Origin of the sequence: Neisseria sp. HMSC068C12, assembly GCF_001814095.1 — a bacterium.
Taxonomy (GTDB): Bacteria; Pseudomonadota; Gammaproteobacteria; order Burkholderiales; family Neisseriaceae; genus Neisseria; species Neisseria perflava.
The window spans coordinates 139,064-161,483 of sequence record NZ_KV814812.1 but is presented as its reverse complement, the minus strand read 5'-3'; the positions used below and the strand labels follow the sequence as shown (position 1 = coordinate 161,483).

Genomic DNA, 22,420 nt, shown 5'->3' with positions numbered 1-22,420 from the left:
AAACAGACTGCCATTTCGGGTTTGAAAGATAAACCAGCGGCTATTGTACCTGCCAAATCTGTTCAAATCCCAACTTTCCACGCCCGAATTTCTAGATTTTTTGCAAACTACCGTCAAATTTAAACAATATCTGCTTGTGATTGCTTTCAGACGGCCTTATCTTTGGTAAAATTCCAACTTAATCCAGTCATCAATCAATATTTATCGTGGGACGGCGGCCATGTTTGCAATTTTAGAATCTTTTTTCGTTGAATACGGCTATGCGGCCGTGTTTTTCGTTTTGGTTATTTGCGGCTTCGGCGTGCCGATTCCTGAAGATTTGACACTGGTAACCGGCGGTGTGATTTCCGGCCTGGGTTATACCAACTCGCATATTATGTTTGCCGTCGGCATGCTCGGCGTATTGGTAGGCGACGGCTTTATGTTTGCGGCCGGCCGGATTTGGGGACAAAAAATCCTTAAATTCAAACCGATTGCGCGCGTGATGACGCCCAAACGCTATGCCCAAGTACAGGAAAAATTCGACAAATACGGCAACTGGGTTTTATTTGTCGCCCGCTTCCTGCCCGGCCTGCGTACCGCCGTTTTCGTGACTGCAGGCATCAGCCGCAAGGTTTCCTACCTGCGCTTCATCCTGATGGACGGTTTGGCCGCACTGATTTCCGTTCCGGTTTGGATTTATTTGGGCGAATACGGCGCACGCAATACCGACTGGCTGATGAAAAAAATGCACAGCCTGCAATCAGGTATCTTTATCGTACTGGGCATCGGCGCAGTCATTGTCGGCTGGATTTGGTGGAGAAAACACCGCCGCCACACCTTCTTCCGCGAGAAACTGCACGAAAAACGCGCGGCAAAAGCCAAAAAACAAACTAATCAATAAATCATTCCAGGCCGTCTGAAACACTCCCCCTCTTTCAGACGGCCTCAATCATTCATCAGAAACACCATGAAACAAAGAAACACCATGAAACAAAAAATCTTTGTCCTCTACACAGGCGGCACCATCGGCATGACCCAAAGCAGCGCCGGCCTGCGTCCCGATACCGCACTCGTCGATAAAGCCCTCGCCCCCTTTTCAGACGGCCTTGATTTCAAATGGCACGTTTGCCAGCCGCTCATCGATTCTTCTGCGGTAACGCTGCAAAATCAACGCGACTGGTTGGAGCTTATTATCGCCAAGCTGCCTGACTATGACGGCATTTTGGTGTTGCACGGCACGGATACCATGGCATACACCGCCAACCTATTCGCCCTTTCGCTGCAAGGTTTGAACAAACCTATTATCCTGACCGGATCGCAATGGCCTTACGATGCCGCCAACAGCGATGCGCCGCTCAACCTTGCCACCGCCGTTTCCGCTTTCTCACTCAAACTCAAACAAGTAGCGATTGCCTTTGACGGCAAGCTCTTCCCCGCCGTCGGCAGCAGCAAGGTCAGCACCGAGACCTCCGCAGGTTTTGACAACCTGCATTTTGGCGCACTCGCCGAATGGGAGGAAAACAAAGGTTGGCACAATATCCATATTGCCCCGACCCAACATTCAGACGGCCTCAAACCGCGTCTTCCAAATCCTGAAGCCAAAGTTTCCGTCCGCACGCTGATTCCCGGTTATGCCGCGCAAGAACTTTCAGACGACCTGCCCCACCTTTGCGCCCAAGCCCTGATTCTGCAAAGCTACGGCCACGGCAATGCGCCGAGCAACGATGCGTTTGTCCGAGCTGTCCAAGCCTTTACGCAACAAGGCAAATTGCTGCTCAACATCAGCCAAGTACCGCAAGGTTGCGCCGCTGCCGTCTATGCCCAAGGCGATGCTTTGCGTCAGGCAGGTATCATCAACGGTGGCAAATGCAATCTCGAAACCGCCACTGCGCTGATGACCCTTGCCGTATCCCATGACTGGAATGCGGATAAGGTGCAACAAGAATTGCGACAATTAAATCTGCTGTAAACCGCCATTTAACATGACTTTCACCGACACCCACTGTCATCTTGCCGACCCTAAACTTGCCAACACGCTGCCTGCCGTGCTTGCCGAAGCGCAAGCCGCCGGTGTGGCGCGTTTTATCGTACCGGCTACGTCCCCAAAGGATTGGCACTCCGTTATGCAGTTGGAAAGGCCGTCTGAAAACATCCATATCGCTTTGGGCATTCATCCGTGGTTTTCAGACGGCCTCAACGAAGCGGCATTCCAAGAGTTAGAGAAAGAATTAATCCGGCATCCGCAAGCATGGGTTGGCGAAATCGGCTTGGATTTTTATGGCAAAGAGCAAACCCAAGCGCAACGCGACACGCAGACCGACGTCTTTATCCGCCAACTTATCCTCGCCCAAAACCTCAACCGCCGCGTCATCATCCATAATCTGAAAGCCACCGCCGCCATTGCCGCCGCCGTCAAAACCGCCGGTTTCACGCAAGGCGGTATCGTCCACGCTTTCTCCGGCAGCGTAGAAGAAGCGCGGATTTTGGTGAAACTCGGCTTCAAAATCGGCATAGGCTCGCTGCTGCTCAATCCCAATGCCAAAAAAGTCCGTGCCGCCTTACAAGCCTTAGATGACACGGATTTTGTTCTCGAAACCGACAGCCCCTTTATGCTCGGCCACGAAACCAATACCCCGGCCAACATCCGTCGTATCGCCGAAATTGCCGCCGAACTACGCGGCGTACCGCTGGCACAACTGGCTGAAGCAACCGAGCAAAACGTGAATTCCCTGCTCCATATTTCCCCTTAATATGCCGACCTCAAGGCATCAAAAAGCCTCGCCCGGCCGTTCCGTTTCCAAACGGACACACTCAGCCCTCCCTACCCCATGTTCATGAATAAAAAGCGATACAAGGCCGTCTGGAAAAATGTTTTTGGCACAAAATATCGTTCACTCCGTCATCTCGGCTTTTTAACACCGTATTTTCCTTTTGATTGATAAAAAGTATTACGCATATTATTGGGCAAACTTTTTATTTACGTTAAAATATGCTTTTTATTGATAATAAGGCCGTCTGAAAAAGGCGGAAACTAATTATGGCTGAACAACATACACACGCTTCCACCTGGAAGAGCAAAATCAATGCTCTCGGCCCGGGTATCATGATGGCTTCGGCGGCAGTCGGCGGCTCGCACCTGATTGCCTCCACGCAGGCAGGCGCACTTTACGGCTGGCAGCTTGCGCTGATTATCATTCTGACCAACCTGTTCAAATACCCTTTTTTCCGCTTCAGCGCACATTACACGCTGGACACGGGCAAAAGCCTGATTGAGGGCTATGCCGAAAAAAGCCGCGTTTATTTGTGGGTATTTTTGATTTTGTGTATTGCATCGGCAACGATTAATGCCGGTGCAGTCGCCATCGTTACCGCCGCCATCGTCAAAATGGCGATCCCGTCGCTGACTTTCGATGCCGGCATGGTGTCCGTCATGATTATGGTTTCCTGCCTGCTGATTTTGGCAAGCGGCCGCTATAAAGCATTGGACAACGTTTCCAAAATCATCATCGTCAGCCTGACCATCGCCACCGTCGCCGCAGCCGCCGTGGCCATGTCTCGCGGCATGCAGATGAAACCCGACTTTATCGAGCCTACCCCGTGGACACTGGCAGGCTTGGGCTTCCTCATCGCGCTGATGGGCTGGATGCCTGCACCGATTGAAATTTCCGCCATCAACTCTTTGTGGGTTACCGAAAAACAACGCATCAACCCTTCCAGCTACCGCGACGGCATTTTTGACTTCAACGTCGGCTACATTACCAGCGCAATTTTGGCGGTTGTCTTCCTCGCCTTGGGTGCATATGTCCAATATGGCAACGGCGAAGAAGTGCAAATGGCGGGCGGCAAATATGTCGGCCAACTGATTAATATGTACGCTGTGACCATCGGCGACTGGTCGCGTCCGCTGGTGGCATTTATCGCCTTTGCCTGCATGTACGGCACGACGATTACCGTAGTAGACGGCTACGCCCGCGCGATTGCCGAACCGGTACGCCTGCTGCGCGGTAAAGACAAAACCGGCAATGCCGAATTGTTTGCTTGGAATATTTGGGTCGCAGGTTCAGGCTTGGCCGTGATTTTCTGGTTCAACAGCGCAATGGCGGAGCTGCTCAAATTCGCCATGATTACCGCTTTCGTTGCCGCCCCAGTGTTCGCTTGGTTGAACTACCGCCTCGTCAAAGGCGACAAACGCCACAAACTGACCATGGGCATGAACTTCCTCGCCATTATCGGTTTGATTTATTTGACCGGCTTTACCGTTTTGTTCCTGCTGAACCAAACAGGTATCTTGGCTGCGCCTAAATAAGCACATATGAAAAAAGGCCGTCTGAAACTTCAAAACAGGTTTCAGACGGCCTTTCCAATCCATCATATCTTTTTGAATTTTCATTCAAACCCATTATAATAACGCCTTATTTCGCCGTTGCAGACCACTCGACGGCATCCGTATTTTGGAAAATTTATGAAGCCGTCTATCTTAGAAAAACTACAACAACTCAGCGACCGACTGGAAGAAGTCACGCATTTGCTCGGACAGCCCGAAGCCACGTCCGATATGGACAACTACCGCAAGCTCACGCGCGAACACGCCGAATTGACCCCCGTGGTCGAAGTGTTCCAAAACTATCAACTGGCGCAAAGCGACTTGGCGGATGCCGAAGAAATGCTTTCCGACCCCGAAATGAAAGACTTTGCCGCCGAAGAAATCGAAGCGGCGAAAGCCAAAATCGACACGCTCGATACCGAACTGCAAAAACTCTTGCTGCCCAAAGATGCCGACGACGACAAAAACATCTTCATCGAGGTACGCGCCGGAACAGGCGGCGACGAAGCCGCGCTGTTTGCAGGCGATTTGCTGCGCATGTACAGCCGCTACGCCGAGCGCAACCGCTGGCAGGTCGAAATCGTTTCCGCCAACGAAAGCGAGTTGGGCGGTTATAAGGAAGTCATCGCCCGCATTATCGGACTCGGTGCGTACAGTCGTCTGAAATTTGAATCGGGCGGCCACCGCGTGCAACGCGTCCCTGCCACCGAAAGCCAAGGCCGTATCCACACCTCCGCCTGCACCGTCGCCGTCATGCCCGAAGCGGACGAACTGGAAGACATCGAGTTGAACCCCGCCGACCTGCGCATCGACACCTTCCGCGCATCCGGAGCAGGCGGTCAGCACATCAACAAAACCGACTCCGCCGTCCGCATTACCCACCTGCCCACCGGCATGGTGGTCGAATGCCAAGACGGCCGCAGCCAACACGCCAACAAAGCGCAGGCGATGAAAGTCCTCGCCGCCCTCTTAAACGACGCGCAAAAACGCGAAGCCCAAGCCAAAGAAGCCGCCGAACGCAAATCCCTCATCGGCAGCGGCGACCGCAGCGAGCGCATCCGCACCTACAACTACCCACAAGGCCGCGTGACCGACCACCGCATCAACCTTACCCTGCACAAGCTGGATTTTGTAATGGACGGTGATTTGGAAGAAATTACCAATGCCCTGATTGCCGAGCATCAAGCCGAGCTTTTGGCGGCAATGGGGGATTGATATTTGCCTCACTCTGATCATCATTACCAATATAAAAGCCGTCTGAAATTTACATTTCAGACGGCTTTTATTTAAAAACAAACAAACCTATAAAACAGTATTTATTTTGAGATTTGCTCCAAGGTCTGGATCATCAATAATTTAAAAGACTGTTGTAAAGGTTCCGGAAGTTGTAAAAAAATCAGTTCGACCGGCATTTCTTCTAAATCCTTTAATGTATTGTTTTGCTGTCTTTCCAAGTATTCTGCTAGCAGAAAAATAGACGAAACACGGCATCCCAATGCATCAGCAAGATATTTTAAGATAGCCTCACTGTATCCTTGATTACCATTCTCAAGATTGGAGATATTACTTTTCGAAGTATTTGCAAAATCAGCAAGTTGCTGCTGTGTCCAACCTTTTTGTTTTCTCAAAAATCTAATTGCACGACTTATATTCATGCAAAAGATATTAGAGAGAAATAGATTCAATTAAAATTGTATTACTGTACTTCTTGACATAAAAATACTTAAATGCAATACTTCATACAGTTTTACTGTACTTTTCCATTTTTATGAAACTTTAAATCTTGAGGTGACCAAATGAAAATTAAACACTATCTCTTTGCTGGGATTTTACCAGTGATGTTATTAACTGGTTGTATGGGGGGCTTACCTTCATGCGGTTCAAGTGATGCAGAAGATTTGGTTAAAAAAATCATTAACCAACGCTCATTTCTTTTAGGTCAATTTGTTTCATTGGATGATGTGGAAGAAACTGCCGTTAATCATGATGCCGAAATAAGAGTATGTTCTGCCAAATTGACCACAACAAAAGGAAGTGAAAACATCACTTACTCAATCAAATGGCAGAATAAAGATAAAAGTAGTTTCTACTTAGAAATCAATTAAATATTAGGAGTGATACAAATGAAGGGACAAATTTTAGACTTTTCAATTCAAAACGGTGGTGGTCTGATCAACGGGGAGGATGGTAAGCGTTATCCATTTAAAAGCGAAGAATGGAAAGAACAAAACATTCCTACTCGAGGCATGAATGTTGATTTTGATATTAATGGAGATGGTCAGGCTATTGGTATTTACAAGGCACTAAATAGCAGTTCATCTAATAATGTCGTAAATGCATTCAATACTGTGGCGCAATCCAGAAATGAAAATGGACAATTATCACTGTTTGCCTTATTTTTGGAAACGCTATCTAAACGTTATGCACAATTTTCAGGGAGAGCATCCAAACGAGAATTTTGGGGATATACACTCTTTAGAATAATTGCAGATTTTTCCATTTTTATTGTCGCAATAATAATGTCTGAAATTAGCAGAAGTCTTGGAGATATTTTCTTCCTCCTATATTACCTATTTGCTCTAGCTGTAATTATTCCATCTTTATCTGTCGTTATTCGACGTCTCCATGATATAGGAAAATCAGGTTGGTGGTTTCTCATTATACTTATTCCTATTATTGGCCCAATCTGGCTAATTGTTTTGATGTGCCAACCATCCTTCAATGGGGATAATCAATGGGGTAGTATGCCTGAAAACTAACCTTCTAGAGTAAGGCCATCTGAAACAAAAATTTCAGATGGCCTTTCCCAATGAATTAATCAAACTTTGTCTTACTCATTTCTATTTTACTGATACTCTAATACTTCCAAAAATTATGACTTAACCTTCAATCACTGATCTCCATTTCTAAATTACCTGAATACCAGAATTTCCCCTATGAACAGTATATTTAAAATAGTTCGATCTTTTTTAAAATTAAAAAATATTTATTTTGAGTAAATATATAAACTGACACTTTTAGAGAAAATCATGATGCCCTGATTGCCGAGCATCAAGCCGAGCTTTTGCAGCAATGGGGGATTGATGGATTTGGTCCATTGCGTTTATACTTTTCAGACGGCCTGATGACATATGTCAATATGACCGTATATATGTTATCCCAAAGTGATAAAATGCAGCACCAGCTGCGCCACAGCAACACCCTTCTACAATCACCGAAAGAGAGGACACAAAATGGCAAAAATCCTGATCGCACCGGTATCTACCGGCCTGAGCGCCGATGCAGCGGCAAAAGCATTTGCAGCGGCATTGAATGCGCAAGTTTTCCAAGCCGTTGACTCCACTACAGAAGCCCTGTTGGCTCAAGGCAAGAGCGACGACTGGTTTGACGCGCTTGTCGGTAAAGTTGCAGCATTGAACGCAGATAACCTCGTTATCGAAGGCATCACTCCTGATGCGGACAAATTGTTCTTGGCAGGCAAAAACGTCGAATTGGCGCTGTCTTTGGACGCAGGCGTTGTATTGGCGCTGAAATCCGACAACACCGACGCAGCTGCCGTTGCCCAACAATTAAACCTCACCAAACAGCTCTACACCAACTCCCCGGGCTTATTGGAAGGCTTTATCATTGACGGCGCAGCCGCTGCTTTAGGCGCACAAGTTGCCGAGCAAACCGGCCTGACTTTCTTCGGCTCCAGCGACAAACTGCAAGACGTATCCGCTTTGGCCAAACGCGAAGCCAAACGTCTGTCTCCAGCCCAATTCCGTTACAACCTGATCGATTTCGCACGCAAAGCCGATATGCGCATCGTTCTGCCTGAAGGCGCAGAACCACGCACCGTCGCCGCTGCCGCTATCTGTCACGAAAAAGGCATCGCCCGTTGCGTACTGTTGGCTACCCGCGAAGAAGTTGAAGCCGTAGCGAAAGAGCGTGGCATCTCCCTGCCTGATTCTTTAGAAATCATTGATCCAGCTTCTTTGGTTGAGCAATACGTTGAGCCAATGTGCGAATTGCGCAAATCCAAAGGCCTGACTCCTGAAGATGCACGCAAACAGCTGCAAGATACCGTCGTACTCGGTACCATGATGATGGCTCAAAACGACGTAGACGGTTTGGTTTCCGGCGCAGTCCACACTACTGCCAACACCATCCGTCCTGCCCTGCAACTGATTAAAACCGCTCCGGGTGCAAGCCTCGTATCCAGCGTATTCTTCATGTTGCTGCCTAACCAAGTTTTGGCATTCGGCGACTGCGCGGTTAACCCGAACCCAACTCCGGAACAACTGGCCGACATCGCCATCCAATCTGCCGACAGCGCCAAAGCCTTCGGTATCGATCCCAAAGTGGCCATGATTTCCTACTCTACCATCAACTCAGGCAGCGGCCCTGATGTCGATGCAGTGATAGAAGCAACCAAACTGGCTAATGAAAAACGCCCTGATTTGGCCATCGAAGGCCCGTTGCAATACGATGCGGCTACCGTTCCATCTATCGGCCAATCCAAAGCTCCGGGCAGCGCTGTTGCCGGTCAAGCAACCGTTTTAGTTTTCCCAGACCTCAATACCGGCAACTGTACTTACAAAGCCGTACAACGCAGCGCCAACGTCCTGAGCGTAGGCCCGTTGTTGCAAGGTTTGCGTAAACCGGTTAACGACTTGTCCCGCGGCGCATTGATTGAAGACATCGTCTTCACCATCGCCCTGACTGCCGTTCAAGCCAAACAAATGCAAGGCTGATTGACAAGCTGATGCTTTGAAATCAAAGGCCGTCTGAAACCGATGTTTCAGACGGCCTTTCGTATATTTGCGCCAACTATATTATAATTCGCCATTATTTTCTGAAAGACTGCCCCAATGACTGCCTACCAGCAACAACTAGCCGACAAAAAGCAATATCTTCAGCAACTTTTCCAAGGACTGGATTTTCCTGAAATCGAAGTCTTTGAATCTCCGGAACAGCATTACAGAATGCGTGCCGAGTTCCGCATCTGGCATGAAGGCGGCGAAATGTTTTATGCCATGTTTGAGCGCGGGCAAAAGGCAAGTGGGGCAAGCCTGATCCGTTGCGACCAATTTCCTGCCGCGTCCAAATCCATCAATGCCTTGATGCCGAAACTGATTGAAGCCGCGTCCAATCATCCCGAACTGAAAAACCGCTGGTACGCCGTCGAATTTTTATCCACTTTAAGCGGCGAAATGCTGGTGACCATGATTTACCACAAGAAGCTGAACGACGCATGGCAACAAGCCGCGCAAGAGCTGGCGCACAATTTGGGCATTCATATCATCGGCCGCAGCCGCGGACAAAAAATCGTATTGAGCCAAGATTTTGTGACCGAAGCATTGGAAGTCAACGGCAAGACCTTCCGCTATCGTCAAATCGAGGGCAGCTTTACCCAACCCAATGCCCAAGTGTGCCAAAAAATGCTGACTTGGGCGTGTGATGCCGCGCAAAACTTAGGCAAAGACCTGCTTGAGCTGTACTGCGGTAACGGCAATTTCACCCTGCCGCTTTCGCAACATTTCAATCAGGTGCTGGCAACCGAAGTTTCCAAAACTTCCGTCAACGCCGCCCAATGGAATATTGAAGCCAACCAAATTACCAATCTCAAAATCGCTCGTCTGTCTGCGGAAGAATTTACCGAGGCCTACACGCAAAACCGTGAATTCCGCCGCCTGCAAGAACAAGGCGTCGACTTGAAAAACTATGATTTTTCAACCATTTTCGTTGATCCTCCACGCGCTGGTGTTGATGATGAGACGCTCAAATTAGTTGCCCAATTCGACAACGTCCTCTATATTTCCTGCAATCCTGAGACCCTGCGCACCAACCTCGACACGCTCTGTCAAACCCATACCATCGAACGCGCCGCCCTGTTCGACCAATTCCCATTTACCCACCATATCGAAAGCGGCGTTTGGTTGAAGAAGAAAAAATAAAACCATACAAAAAGGCCGTCTGAATGTTCAGACGGCCTTTAATTAACGGCATATTAAGTGATTTTCAAATCAATCCGCTTCCAAAACCACTTTCATGGCTTGGTTTTCAGCAGCGTGTTTGAATACATCGTAAGCTTTTTCCAATTCGCTGAATTTGAAATGGTGGGTCATCATCTTGGTGTAATCCACTGAGCTGCTGGAAATGGCTTTCATCAGCATTTCGGTAGTATTGGCGTTAACCAGGCCGGTAGTAATGGCAAGGTTTTTAATCCACAGTTTTTCCAGTTTAAAATCAACGGATTGACCATGTACACCAACCACAGCAATATGGCCGCCAGGTTTCACGATGTCTTGGCACATATTCCAAGTCGCAGGGATACCGACCGCTTCGATGGCGCAATCTACGCCATCTTCGCCGACGATAGCGGCAACTTGCTTGCTCACATCGCCGGAAGCAGGGTTGATGGTATGGGTCGCGCCCAATTCTTTCGCCAGTTTCAAGCGATTTTCGTCCATATCGCAAACAATGATGGCGGCAGGGCTATACAGTTGCGCAGTCAGCAATGCAGACATACCGACAGGGCCGGTACCGGCGATGAATACGGTATCGCCAGGTTTCACATCACCATATTGCACGCCGATTTCGTGGGCGGTAGGCAAGGCATCGCTCAACAGCAGAGCAACTTCTTCGTTGACGTTGTCAGGCAGCGGAACCAAGCTGTTGTCTGCATAAGGCGTACGGACGTATTCGGCTTGCGTGCCGTCAATCATATAGCCCAAGATCCAACCGCCGTTGCGGCAGTGTGAATAAAGTTGGATTTTACAGTTGTCGCAAGTACAGCATTTGCTGACACATGAAATAATGACTTTATCACCGACTTTGATGTTTTTTACAGCGTCGCCGACTTCTTCTACAATACCGATGCCCTCATGACCGAGAATACGACCGTCGGCAACTTCAGGGTTTTTACCCTTCCAAATACCCAAGTCAGTACCGCAAATCGTGGTTTTAACGATTTTGACGACTGCATCGGTCGGATCGATAATTTGAGGGCGGGGTTTTTCTTCGAAACGGATGTCGTTTGCGCCATGATAAACCATTGCTTTCATGTGAATCTCCTTGAGCGGTTAATAAACTTTAACAATACAGCGTAAATCCACATTAACTATATTTATATACCCCTCCACCTGATAAGTCAATCCTGATTATTATTTTGCATGTTATGCTGTAACATGCTGTTTTAAAAATAAATAACTAAAAAGTAAATATTAATGAACACACCCACATCCTTCGCACGACGACTCATCGATTGGCAGCGCCAACACGGCCGTCACGACTTGCCTTGGCAGGTCAAAGACCCTTATTCCGTCTGGCTTTCAGAGATCATGCTCCAACAAACGCAGGTTGCTACCGTATTGGACTACTATCCGCGTTTCTTAGACAAATTCCCAACCGTGCAATCGCTTGCCGCCGCGCCGCAAGACGAGGTTTTATCCTTGTGGGCAGGCTTGGGCTATTACAGCCGCGCACGCAATCTGCACAAAGCCGCGCAACAAGTCGTCGGACAATTCGGCGGTATCTTTCCATCCGAACGCAAAGACTTGGAAACGCTCTGCGGCGTAGGCAGAAGTACTGCCGCCGCCATTTCTGCCTTTGCTTTCAACCGACGCGAAACCATCTTGGACGGCAACGTCAAACGCGTCCTCTGCCGTGTTTTTGCCCAAGACGGCAATCCGCAAGACAAAAAATTTGAAAACTCGCTTTGGACGCTTGCCGAAAGCCTGATGCCGTCTGAAAACGCCGATATGCCTGCCTATACACAAGGGCTGATGGATTTGGGCGCAACCGTCTGCAAACGGACAAAACCTTTGTGCCATCAATGTCCTATGGCAGACATCTGCGAAGCAAAAAAACAAAACCGCATTGACGAGCTGCCCCGTAAAAAAACCGCTCCCGAAGTGCAAACCCTACCGCTTTACTGGTTGATTATTCATAATACTGACGGCGCATTATTGCTTGAAAAACGCCCTGCCAAAGGCATTTGGGGCGGTCTGTATTGCGTGCCCTGTTTTGAAAAATTAGACGATTTGTATGCTTATGCCGAGCGCTTCGGCATTGTTTCAGACGGCCTTGAAGAACAATCCACGTTTACCCACCGCCTGACCCACCGCTTATTGATGATTACCCCTTTTCAGACGCAACAAAGGCCGTCTGAACATCTTTCAGACGGCCTTTGGGTATCATCGGAACATTTGGCGGATTATGGCTTGCCCAAACCTTTAATCAAATATTTGGCTAAAGGCTAAACCGCTCTATTCCACAATCTCTTTAAATACAACTTCTTTCCCACCGCGAATCAGTACGGCAAACCCATCGCCAATCTGCCAACGCGAGCTTGGATTGGCGTACTCGACACCCTGACTGCGCAAGCGGACTTGCACCAGTTTCTCAACCGTATTGCCTTCACGCAGCTCAACCATCATCGGGCTGTGGCTGTTGATATAAATTGCAGTAATCGTCCGACCTTGTGCGGATTGATAACGGACAGAATACGTCTGCGCCTGTGCAATGACTGGTAACGGCGCGTCAGGGCGCACGGCCTTATACGAGCCGCACGCAGCGCACAAACTCAGGCACAAAGCGCAGATGACTTTGTTCAACATAGGCATAGATCAGTAATGGTGATGCGGAATCTCGCCATCAAGACGATAATAAGTGCCGCAATACGGGCATTCAATCTCACTGTTGGACTGAATCGGCAAGAACACGCGCGGATGGCCGTTCCATGTTTCATGATTAGGGCCGGAGCAATGCAGCGGCAAATCCTGCGGCTTGATGACTACAACGTTTTTTTCAGACTGTGTACTCATGGTTTGGTTCCTCACTATGTTTTCTTATCTTCCAATATTGTAAAGCAAAACGGCCGATAGGTTCAGACTGAAAACATTATATAATCACTTTTTTCAGACGGCCTTTGATGATGATGACTACCCTGCTCCGCCTTCAAGATTTCGATACTTCCGATTCCGCTTCATTTCTTTATACACTCAGCGCAGCCTATTTGGATCACACCGAACAGGCAGGCGACGAGGAAATGTCCGGCCTCAACGACGAACAGCATACATTGACCGCCCTTTGCTACCTCGACAGCCAAGTTCAAGAAGGCGGCTTCGTACAGCTTATCGCTTCAGGATACGGAGAATACATCTTTGGCAATCCTGTTACCGACAGCCTGCGCTGCTGGCGCATCAAGCCGATACCGAAAATCTTAGACAAAGCCAAAGCCCTGTACGAAAAACACGGCGAAGCCATTGAAAAAATGGCAGACGAGCAAAGGGATTTCGACGAAATCCGCAAAGCTTTTCCCGATTTTGAAGAGCTTGACGGCGATTATTATGACGTTGCCGACGAAGACTTGGAAATTGCGGCAGCCTACGTTCAGGCAAATTGGGATAAATTTGCCAAACTGTCAGGCTGAAACCATAAAACTTTGCCGGTTTGAATCATCTGTTCAAACCGGCAAAATCATCAATACATCGAATTAACGTTTGTTTTTCTGATAAATCGGCATTACTTCAGGCAACATTTTGCGGATTGCATTGATACGCGCCTGATTGGTCGGGTGGGTCGACAAAATAGACAATGAGCTGCCGCCATGTACTTTGTTCATTTTTTCCCACACGCTTACCGCAGCCTCAGGGTTGTAGCCTGCTTCAGCCATCAAACGCACACCGCCGGCATCCGCTTCGCTTTCCTGATGGCGTGAGAACGGTTTGGTTGCCAACAAATCTGCTCCCAAGCCAACCAAATCACCATCTACACCGGTTGAGCTGGCCAAAATCGAACCACCCAAGCCGGTCAATACTTGCCCGCCCAAAGCTTTTTTACTGTGCTCCAACAGAGCATGGGTCATTTCATGGCCGACAACGGCGGCAATTTCAGCATCCGTCAGCTTCAATTTTTCTACTATGCCGGTGTACACGGCCATTTTACCTCCCGGCATTGCCCATGCATTCATTTCATCACTGCGGATAACGTTCATCTGCCAATTGAAAGGCACACCGGTTTTGTTAGCGCGCTCAGCATGAGGACGCAGACGTGCAAACACACGTTGAACACGTTGAGCAGTTGGAGAGGAAACATCCAAAGCTTTTTGACCACGCGCTTTTTGAATGACTTGTGAATAACTTTTAGCCGCGTCTTCATTTAAAGTCGCAGTATCGTAGCCAACCATATCCGCTACAGAAGTACAGCCGGTCAACGCCAAAATCACGCCCATGCCGGCCCAATATTTTTTATTCCATTTTTTCAACATGTTTTCTCTCTGTGTTTTTAAGTTAATGTAACGACATTGTACCCAAATTTAATACACTTTACACAAAAGGCCGTCTGAACGGTTTCAGACGGCCTTTAAGCGTAATATTTAAGAACGGCGCTGCAGCATCCAAGACTCAATCTTACGCGCATCGTTCACGCGGGTTGTGGAAGACGGAGAGTTGAGCAACACAATGGTAATCGGCTGATTCTGCACATTGGCCTTAACCACCATAGAACGTCCTGCTTCACGAATATAGCCTGTTTTCTGCAATTCAATATTCCAGCTGCCCTCACGCACCAAGGCATTGGAGTTTTTGTAGTTTTGACGACCGTTTGCCGTCCAAACCGAGCCGTAATTTGAAGTCGAATTTTTACGGATCAGCGGATATTTGCTGGCTGCCGCAACCATGCGGTTCAAATCACGCGCAGTTGAAACGTTTTGGAAATTCAAACCGGTAGGCTCATAGAAACGGCTGCTGGTCATACCCAGGCTTTGCGCTTTGGCATTCATTGCCGCAACAAACGCGCTCATACCGCCCGGATAAGTACGGCCCAATGCATGAGTGGCACGGTTCTCACTGCTCATCAGGCTCAAATGCAACAATTCGCCGCGTGTCAGCGTCGTGCCGATGCTCAAGCGGCTGCCCGTACCTTTCAGACGGTCGATTTCAGCCTCGGTAATCGTGATCGGCTCGTTCATATCCAGATGCGCATCCAAAACCACCATCGCACTCATCAATTTGGAAATAGAAGCAATCGGCATGACACGATCAGGGTTTTTCTGATACAGCACTTCACCGGTTTTATTATTGAAAATCAAAGCAGATTGCGAAGAAAGCAGAGGACCGGCCAAAGCGGCTTGAGCTTCGACTTGGTCGGCATGACTCAACGCAAAAGCTTCCATCGGGTCATTTTGCACTGGGAAATTTTGCTCCAAAAATTGTCCCAATACATCCATATCATCGGCAACGGCAGGCGCGGAAGCAAAAGCCAATGCCACACCTGTCCATACCATTCCTAAAGTTTTATAGAATTTCATATCTGCCAATTCAAAAAAATACATTTAATTCAACATTCTGTTAAATTTTTCGCTAATTGTAAAGCGAGTTGAGAAAACTTTGCGTTTGTTTGCGAGATATTCAAATCCAGCGCCCTCATCTGTTTCTTAGACGATACGGCGCAATGCCTGCTCTGATTTGAAAAAACACAAGATAGTCATTATACTTAGGCTCCCTTGTCAGAGGCATTCCCTCAATCCGGCAATACGCCCGAAATATCTGTTCCCCCTTTACAACACAGCCTCCATACAACCATACGAAGAAATTATTATGTCTGAAGAAAAACGCACCTGTTCATTTTGCGGGAAGTCCGAAAACGACGTTAAAAATCTGATCGAAGGCGAACACGCCTTCATCTGCAACGAATGTGTAGAAACTTGCGGCATGATGCTGCAAGACAACGAATCCGGCGAAATTGAAAACGAGCTTGCCAAAGCAAAAGAAGAAAACACCGAGAAAAAACTGCCTACCCCGGCCGAAATCGTTGCCAACCTCAACGACCACGTTATCGGTCAGGAACACGCAAAAAAAGCGTTGGCAGTATCGGTTTACAACCACTACAAACGCCTGCGCCATCCAAAAGCAGAGGGCAAGGTTGAATTGTCCAAATCCAACATCCTGCTCATCGGCCCTACCGGCTCAGGTAAAACCTTGTTGGCGCAATCTTTGGCGCGCAAACTGGATGTACCTTTTGTCATGGCGGATGCCACAACTTTAACCGAAGCCGGTTATGTCGGTGAAGACGTCGAACAAATCATCACCAAACTTTTGGGTAAATGTGATTTTGACGTTGAAAAAGCCCAGCGCGGCATCGTTTATATCGATGAAATCGATAAAATTTCACGCAAAAGCGACAATCCGTCCATTACGCGCGACGTATCTGGCGAAGGCGTGCAACAAGCCTTGCTGAAACTGATTGAAGGCACGGTAGCCAGCGTTCCCCCTCAAGGCGGCCGCAAACATCCGAACCAAGAATTCATCAACGTTGATACCACCAACATCCTCTTTATTTGTGGTGGCGCATTTGCCGGCTTGGAAAAAGTCATCCGTCAACGTACTGAAAAAGGCGGTATCGGCTTTGGTGCGGCGGTGCACAGTAAAGATGAAAACGCCGATATTTCAGCTCTGTTTGAGACAGTCGAGCCTGAAGATTTGATTAAATTCGGTTTAATTCCCGAGCTTATCGGCCGTCTGCCCGTGATTGCTACATTGACAGAATTGGACGAAGATGCTTTAGTCAACATTTTGACCGAGCCGAAAAATGCCTTGGTCAAACAATATCAAACCTTGTTTGAAATGGAAGATGTCGGCCTTGAGTTTGAAGAAGATGCTTTGCGCAGCATCGCCAAACTAGCAATGGAACGCAAAACAGGTGCGCGCGGCCTGCGCTCTATCGTCGAACGTTGCCTCTTAGACACCATGTACACTCTACCAGATTTGAAAGACGTAGCAAAAGTCGTCATCAATAAAGAGGTCGTGGAAAAAGGCGAACAGCCAAAACTTTTCCGTGAAGACGGCAGCGAATATAAGCAATAAGGTTTATTCTCCGAAAAAGACGTGTACCCGTTACACGTCTTTTTTATTTTCTTAATAAAACCAAAACCATATTTCCTAATAATGCCCTTATACATAAAAAAACAAAGGCCGTCTGAAACATATTCAGACGGCCTTTGTTTTCAAGTTGCTCTAAGTCTGTCTTCATCCGGAGTATTGATGAGAGTGACTTCCTTGAATTTTATGAAGCTTATTTTTTTGCTTTTTTAGCAGCTTTTTTTGCAGGAGCGGCTTTAGCAGCAGGCTCGGATGCGGCAGCTTCAGGAGTAACAGCCTCAGGCGCTGCTACAGGTTCAGAGGCAGCAGGCTCGGAAGCAGCTGATTCAGCGGTACGTTGATAGCCTTTGTCTTTCATGCAGGCGTCAAACACAGCGCGGTCAGCATTTTCACCAGATGCCTGTTGGCATTGGGTCATTGCTTCTTCAACAGTGACGCGTGGCGCTGCCGCTTCTTCAGCAGGTTTGGAAGAAGAACAAGCTGCCAACATCAGGCTACCGGTTGCAAGAGCGATCAATAAAGTTTTCATAATTGTATATTCCTAAATTTTGATTTTATGGTTTACCGTTAAACGGGAGATACAGGCTACAAAACAAGCTCTGCACCTCAATATTGAGTACGTGAGTACAATTTAGTTTCATTTCAGCCTGTAAGTTTTTGATAAATTAATTCTATTGACGTTAAGACAAATGCTTAATCCTCAATAAACTCAAAACCTTGCAGGCCAGTAAATTTTTCTGTTTTTGAACTGTAAAAATATCAAAACTTGGTCAATTCTAGCCGCAACCATCATTTGGGGAGTCCATCTTTTTATGGCATAATGGGCTACTTGACGGATTATTCCGCTCCCCATTTTTTTCAAACCGCAGAATCAAAATCATACTGCGGTTTATCCATTTCAGAATCAGATTTTTCAGACGGCCTCACCATTCAAAAAGCCGTCTGAACAGAAAGCCACCATCATGAATCCTTTCTCTTCACTCGGTTTAGGCAGCGAATTAGTCTCTGCCCTGACCGATCAAGGGTATGAAAACCCGACGCCTATCCAAGCCGCAGCGATTCCTAAAGCCTTGGCAGGACACGATCTTTTGGCCGCAGCACAAACCGGCACAGGTAAAACCGCCGCCTTTATGCTGCCCAGCCTCGAACGCCTGAAACGCTACGCCACATCCAGCACCTCCCCTGCCATGCACCCTGTCCGCATGTTGGTATTAACCCCTACCCGCGAACTGGCCGATCAAATCGATCAAAACGTGCAGGCATACATTAAAAATCTTCCTTTGCGCCATACCGTCCTCTTCGGCGGCGTCAATATGGACAAACAAACTGCCGACTTGCGCGCTGGTTGTGAAATCGTTGTCGCTACGGTTGGCCGACTGCTCGACCACGTCAAACAAAAAAACATTAATTTAAACAAAGTTGAAATCGTCGTACTCGATGAAGCCGACCGTATGCTTGATATGGGTTTCATCGACGATATCCGCAAAATCATGCAGATGTTGCCCAAACAGCGACAAACCCTGCTCTTTTCCGCCACTTTCTCACCGCCTATCCGCAAACTTGCGCAAGATTTTATGCACACGCCCGAAATGGTTGAAGTGGCTGCGCAAAATACCACCAACGCCAATGTCGAGCAACACATCATCGCCGTTGATGCACTCAAAAAGCGCAACCTGCTCGAACGTCTGATTGTTGATTTGCATATGAATCAAGTCATTGTATTCTGCAAAACCAAACAAAGCGTCGATCAAGTTACCCGCGACCTCGTCCGCCGCAACATTGCCGCTCAATCCATCCACGGCGACAAATCCCAACAAAGCCGACTGGAAACCCTCAACGCCTTTAAAGAAGGCACATTACGCGTTTTGGTTGCCACCGATGTTGCTGCGCGCGGTTTGGATATTGCCGAGTTGCCTTTTGTCATCAACTACGAGCTGCCAACCCAACCTGAAGACTACGTCCACCGCATCGGACGCACCGGCCGGGCCGGTGCCGACGGCGTTGCCATTTCCTTGATGGATAAAACCGAACAGAAAATGTTTGAATCCATTAAAGAGCTGACCGGCAGCGATTTGAATGTGGAACGCATCGAAGGCTTTGAGCCGTATTGGTGGGGCAACGACAATCAAGATGAAGCTGAAGCACAACCGGTTCAGCACAACGACAGCCGCTCTCGCCGCGAAGATAGAAACAAACGCAACGAATACGCGAATAAATCAGATAAAAGCTCAAAAAAAGCAGAAGAGAAAAACGATCCGGGTATTGTCTGCGGCAAAATTGCCGGCAGAACACGCCGCAGCCGTCACGAGCGTCAGCCTTGCGCCCTGCTCCAACCTGGTTTTGGCGTAAAGTAAACAACGCTGATTAATCGGTTTTCTGATTATTTATCCTAAGCAAAGGCCGTCTGAAACTTATCTTTCAGACGGCCTTTTATTAAACTAAAAATAAAAAGGACGTGATGAACACGCCCTTTATTTTTCCGTTTCAGACGGCCTTTATTATTTAAGGCCGTCTGAAAATCGGTTTACCTTGCTATATTAAACATTCACTTTCTCGGCTACTTCGTTGTAGCTGTCGATTTCATTGAAGTTCATGTAGCGGTAGATTTGGTCGCCCTGCTCGTTAATGATGCCGATATTGGCTTGGTATTCTTCAACAGTCGGGATTTTACCCAGTTTGGAGCAGATTGCCGCCAACTCAGCCGAGCCGAGGTAAACAAAGGTGTTTTTACCCAAGCGGTTCGGGAAGTTACGGGTAGAAGTGGACATTACAGTCGCACCTTCGTGTACTTGCGCTTGGTTACCCATACACAATGAGCAACCCGGCATTTCCATACGCGCGCCTGCACGGCCGAGTACACCGTAGTGACCTTCGTCAGACAACTCTTTCGCATCCATTTTGGTCGGCGGTGCCATCCACAGACGTACCGGGATGTCGCTCTTGCCTTCCAAGAGTTTGGAGGCGGCGCGGAAGTGGCCGATGTTGGTCATACAAGAACCGATGAACACTTCGTCGATTTTGGTGCCGGAGCGTTCAGACATGAAGCACACGTCGTCAGGGTCGTTCGGGCAAGCAATAATCGGCTCTTTAATGTCGTCCATGTTGATTTCAATCACGGCGGCGTATTCGGCATCTTTATCCGCTTCGAGCAATTCAGGATTTGCCAACCATGCTTCCATGGCTTTGATACGGCGTTCCAAAGTGCGTGAATCTTGATAGCCGTCGGCAATCATGTTTTTCATCAACACAATATTGGATTTCATGTACTCGATAATCGGCTCTTTGTTGAGCTTCACGGTACAGCCAGCAGCAGAGCGTTCGGCAGACGCGTCAGTCAATTCAAAGGCTTGTTCCACTTTCAAATCAGGCAGGCCTTCGATTTCGAGGATGCGGCCGGAGAAGATGTTTTTCTTACCGGCTTTGGCAACAGTCAGCAAACCTTGTTTAATCGCGTACAACGGAATTGCATTTACCAAGTCACGCAGGGTGACGCCCGGTTGCAGTTTGCCGCTGAAGCGTACCAATACAGACTCAGGCATATCAAGCGGCATTACGCCCGTGGCTGCTGCGAAAGCAACCAAGCCCGAACCTGCAGGGAAAGAAATACCGATAGGGAAACGGGTGTGGCTATCGCCGCCTGTACCGACTGTATCAGGCAACAGCAGACGGTTGAGCCATGAGTGAATCACGCCATCACCCGGACGCAGGGATACACCGCCACGGGTAGAGATGAAAGCAGGCAATTCTTTATGAGTTCTCACATCGACAGGTTTTGGATAAGCCGCGGTGTGACAGAAAGACTGCATCACCATATCTGCTGAGAAGCCCAAGCAAGCCAGGTCTTTCAATTCGTCGCGAGTCATCGGGCCGGTAGTATCTTGCGAGCCGACAGTAGTCATGCGTGGTTCGCAGTAAGTACCCGGACGCACGCCTTTGCCTTCCGGCAAACCGCAGGCGCGACCAACCATTTTTTGAGCCAATGTGAAACCGGCTTTGCTTTCAGCTGGCGCTTGAGGCAGACGGAACTCGGTAGAAGCAGGCAATTTCAGTGCTTCGCGCGCTTTGGCAGTCAAACCGCGACCGATAATCAGGTTAATACGGCCACCGGCTTGCACTTCGTCCAGCAATACTTGTGATTTCAATTCAAACTCGGCAACAATCTCGCCGTTTTTCACGATTTTGCCTTCATAAGGCAGGATATCGACGACATCGCCCATTTTCAGAGCAGATACATCGACTTCAATCGGCAATGCGCCGGAGTCTTCTTGAGTATTGAAGAAAATAGGAGCAATTTTGCCACCCAAGCACACACCGCCGAAACGCTTATTCGGTACGAACGGAATATCTTCGCCTGTATGCCAAATCACGGAGTTGGTAGCAGATTTACGTGAAGAACCGGTACCGACCACGTCGCCAACGTAAGCAACCGGATGGCCTTTGGCTTTGAGTTCTTCCAACAATTTAATCGGACCGACTTCGCCCGGTTTGTCAGGATTGATGCCGTCGCGCGGGTTTTTCAACATAGCCAGCGCGTGCAGAGGGATATCAGGACGGCTCCATGCATCAGGTGCAGGAGAGAGGTCGTCTGTATTGGTTTCACCGTCGACTTTGAAGACGGTAACAGTGATTTTTTCTGGAACTTTGGCACGAGAAGTGAACCATTCGGCATCTGCCCAAGATTGCAATACTTCTTGCGCGTATTTGTTGCCTTTTTCGGCTTTTTCTTGAACATCGTGGAAAGAGTCAAACATCAACAGAGTGTGTTTCAGACCATTTGCAGCGATAGGCGCAAGTTTGTCGTTGTCCAAGAGTTCGATGAGTGCATGAATGTTGTAACCGCCAAGCATAGTACCCAACAGCTCGGTAGCATACTCAGGGGAAATCAGCGGACTGGATGCGCTGCCTTCGGCAACGGCAGCCAAAAATGAGGCTTTAACTTTGGCGGCATCGTCCACACCGGGTGGTACGCGGTGAGCCAACAGCTCAACCAAGAACTCACCTTCACCGGCAGGTGGATTTTTCAGCAGCTCAACCAAATCAGCAGTCTGCTGAGCAGTCAGAGGAAGGGCGGGAATACCAAGGGCGGCGCGCTCGGCGGCGGCTTTACGATAGGCTTCTAACATCTCTTTGTTCCTTTTTCTGTTTTTTCTTCTGGATAATTGCAAATGATTTGCAATTAAGGATTGTAAACAATCCTTTTAAGTATCATAGACCAGTTTTCAAAAAATGGGAACAGTTATGTTACTAA

At 48.2% G+C, this 22,420-nt stretch carries 21 protein-coding genes; 13 read left to right on the top strand and 8 right to left on the bottom strand.

What is annotated here, in order from left to right:
- Window positions 1-220 precede the first annotated feature (220 nt).
- The 5 genes from HMPREF2952_RS05205 (at window position 221) to prfA (ending at window position 5,521) form a co-directional block, all read left to right on the top strand.
- Window positions 221-883: a DedA family protein gene (locus HMPREF2952_RS05205; protein ID WP_004519383.1), complete on the top strand. Its 663-nt coding sequence runs from the start codon at window positions 221-223 to the stop codon at window positions 881-883.
- Window positions 884-967: 84 nt separating this feature from the next.
- Window positions 968-1,951: an asparaginase gene (locus HMPREF2952_RS05200; protein WP_070695399.1), complete on the top strand. Its 984-nt coding sequence runs from the start codon at window positions 968-970 to the stop codon at window positions 1,949-1,951.
- A gap of 13 nt (window positions 1,952-1,964) precedes the next feature.
- Window positions 1,965-2,732, top strand: a complete 768-nt coding sequence (locus tag HMPREF2952_RS05195) for a TatD family hydrolase (RefSeq protein ID WP_070695341.1) — start codon at window positions 1,965-1,967, stop codon at window positions 2,730-2,732.
- Window positions 2,733-3,019: 287 nt separating this feature from the next.
- The gene (locus tag HMPREF2952_RS05190) at window positions 3,020-4,288 is read left to right on the top strand and encodes an Nramp family divalent metal transporter (RefSeq protein WP_070695340.1); all 1,269 of its coding nucleotides are present in this window, start codon (window positions 3,020-3,022) and stop codon (window positions 4,286-4,288) included.
- A gap of 156 nt (window positions 4,289-4,444) precedes the next feature.
- Window positions 4,445-5,521 (top strand): peptide chain release factor 1, encoded by a 1,077-nt coding sequence (gene prfA, locus HMPREF2952_RS05185; RefSeq protein ID WP_004519379.1) that lies wholly within the window; start codon window positions 4,445-4,447, stop codon window positions 5,519-5,521.
- Between the two features lie 101 nt (window positions 5,522-5,622).
- On the opposite strand, the gene HMPREF2952_RS05180 is transcribed toward prfA, so the two are convergent.
- Window positions 5,623-5,961, bottom strand: a complete 339-nt coding sequence (locus HMPREF2952_RS05180) for a helix-turn-helix domain-containing protein (protein ID WP_004519378.1) — start codon at window positions 5,959-5,961, stop codon at window positions 5,623-5,625.
- Between the two features lie 141 nt (window positions 5,962-6,102).
- Between HMPREF2952_RS05180 and HMPREF2952_RS05175 the strand changes: the two genes are divergently transcribed.
- From HMPREF2952_RS05175 to trmA, 4 genes are all read left to right on the top strand, one after another.
- On the top strand, window positions 6,103-6,411 hold the full coding sequence (locus tag HMPREF2952_RS05175; protein ID WP_003745794.1) for a hypothetical protein: 309 nt from the start codon (window positions 6,103-6,105) through the stop codon (window positions 6,409-6,411).
- 18 nt (window positions 6,412-6,429) lie between these two features.
- On the top strand, window positions 6,430-7,065 hold the full coding sequence (locus HMPREF2952_RS05170; RefSeq protein ID WP_004519377.1) for a DUF805 domain-containing protein: 636 nt from the start codon (window positions 6,430-6,432) through the stop codon (window positions 7,063-7,065).
- Window positions 7,066-7,539: 474 nt separating this feature from the next.
- Window positions 7,540-9,042 (top strand): phosphate acetyltransferase, encoded by a 1,503-nt coding sequence (gene pta / locus HMPREF2952_RS05165; RefSeq protein WP_004519376.1) that lies wholly within the window; start codon window positions 7,540-7,542, stop codon window positions 9,040-9,042.
- Window positions 9,043-9,159: 117 nt separating this feature from the next.
- Window positions 9,160-10,245, top strand: coding sequence for a tRNA (uridine(54)-C5)-methyltransferase TrmA (gene trmA / locus HMPREF2952_RS05160; RefSeq protein ID WP_049335430.1), 1,086 nt, complete (start codon window positions 9,160-9,162; stop codon window positions 10,243-10,245).
- 69 nt (window positions 10,246-10,314) lie between these two features.
- Here the strand turns inward: trmA and HMPREF2952_RS05155 are convergent, their stop codons facing one another.
- Window positions 10,315-11,355: a zinc-dependent alcohol dehydrogenase family protein gene (locus HMPREF2952_RS05155; RefSeq protein ID WP_070504443.1), complete on the bottom strand. Its 1,041-nt coding sequence runs from the start codon at window positions 11,353-11,355 to the stop codon at window positions 10,315-10,317.
- Between the two features lie 162 nt (window positions 11,356-11,517).
- Between HMPREF2952_RS05155 and mutY the strand changes: the two genes are divergently transcribed.
- Complete coding sequence (gene mutY / locus HMPREF2952_RS05150) at window positions 11,518-12,552, top strand: A/G-specific adenine glycosylase (protein WP_049335426.1); 1,035 nt, start codon at window positions 11,518-11,520, stop codon at window positions 12,550-12,552.
- A gap of 6 nt (window positions 12,553-12,558) precedes the next feature.
- Here the strand turns inward: mutY and HMPREF2952_RS05145 are convergent, their stop codons facing one another.
- On the bottom strand, window positions 12,559-12,915 hold the full coding sequence (locus tag HMPREF2952_RS05145) for a hypothetical protein (protein ID WP_004519372.1): 357 nt from the start codon (window positions 12,913-12,915) through the stop codon (window positions 12,559-12,561).
- A 3-nt stretch (window positions 12,916-12,918) separates the two neighbouring features.
- Window positions 12,919-13,116 (bottom strand): zinc-finger domain-containing protein, encoded by a 198-nt coding sequence (locus tag HMPREF2952_RS05140; RefSeq protein ID WP_003745781.1) that lies wholly within the window; start codon window positions 13,114-13,116, stop codon window positions 12,919-12,921.
- A 113-nt stretch (window positions 13,117-13,229) separates the two neighbouring features.
- On the opposite strand from HMPREF2952_RS05140, the gene HMPREF2952_RS05135 reads away from it, so the two are divergent.
- A complete protein-coding gene (locus HMPREF2952_RS05135; protein WP_039862028.1) occupies window positions 13,230-13,724 on the top strand; it encodes a DMP19 family protein in 495 nt (164 codons plus the stop codon).
- Window positions 13,725-13,787: 63 nt separating this feature from the next.
- Here HMPREF2952_RS05135 and HMPREF2952_RS05130 read toward each other — a convergent pair whose 3' ends face one another.
- Both HMPREF2952_RS05130 and HMPREF2952_RS05125 read right to left on the bottom strand, forming a co-directional pair.
- Complete coding sequence (locus tag HMPREF2952_RS05130) at window positions 13,788-14,561, bottom strand: M48 family metallopeptidase (RefSeq protein WP_004519369.1); 774 nt, start codon at window positions 14,559-14,561, stop codon at window positions 13,788-13,790.
- A gap of 108 nt (window positions 14,562-14,669) precedes the next feature.
- Window positions 14,670-15,602, bottom strand: a complete 933-nt coding sequence (locus HMPREF2952_RS05125; RefSeq protein ID WP_063068055.1) for a serine hydrolase — start codon at window positions 15,600-15,602, stop codon at window positions 14,670-14,672.
- 289 nt (window positions 15,603-15,891) lie between these two features.
- On the opposite strand from HMPREF2952_RS05125, the gene clpX reads away from it, so the two are divergent.
- A complete protein-coding gene (clpX, locus tag HMPREF2952_RS05120; protein WP_070695339.1) occupies window positions 15,892-17,157 on the top strand; it encodes an ATP-dependent Clp protease ATP-binding subunit ClpX in 1,266 nt (421 codons plus the stop codon).
- 208 nt (window positions 17,158-17,365) lie between these two features.
- Here clpX and HMPREF2952_RS05115 read toward each other — a convergent pair whose 3' ends face one another.
- Window positions 17,366-17,701, bottom strand: a complete 336-nt coding sequence (locus HMPREF2952_RS05115) for a hypothetical protein (RefSeq protein ID WP_004519367.1) — start codon at window positions 17,699-17,701, stop codon at window positions 17,366-17,368.
- A 430-nt stretch (window positions 17,702-18,131) separates the two neighbouring features.
- On the opposite strand from HMPREF2952_RS05115, the gene HMPREF2952_RS05110 reads away from it, so the two are divergent.
- Window positions 18,132-19,526: a DEAD/DEAH box helicase gene (locus tag HMPREF2952_RS05110; protein WP_100066635.1), complete on the top strand. Its 1,395-nt coding sequence runs from the start codon at window positions 18,132-18,134 to the stop codon at window positions 19,524-19,526.
- A gap of 183 nt (window positions 19,527-19,709) precedes the next feature.
- On the opposite strand, the gene acnB is transcribed toward HMPREF2952_RS05110, so the two are convergent.
- A complete protein-coding gene (gene acnB, locus HMPREF2952_RS05105) occupies window positions 19,710-22,295 on the bottom strand; it encodes a bifunctional aconitate hydratase 2/2-methylisocitrate dehydratase (protein WP_004519365.1) in 2,586 nt (861 codons plus the stop codon).
- Window positions 22,296-22,420 lie beyond the last annotated feature (125 nt).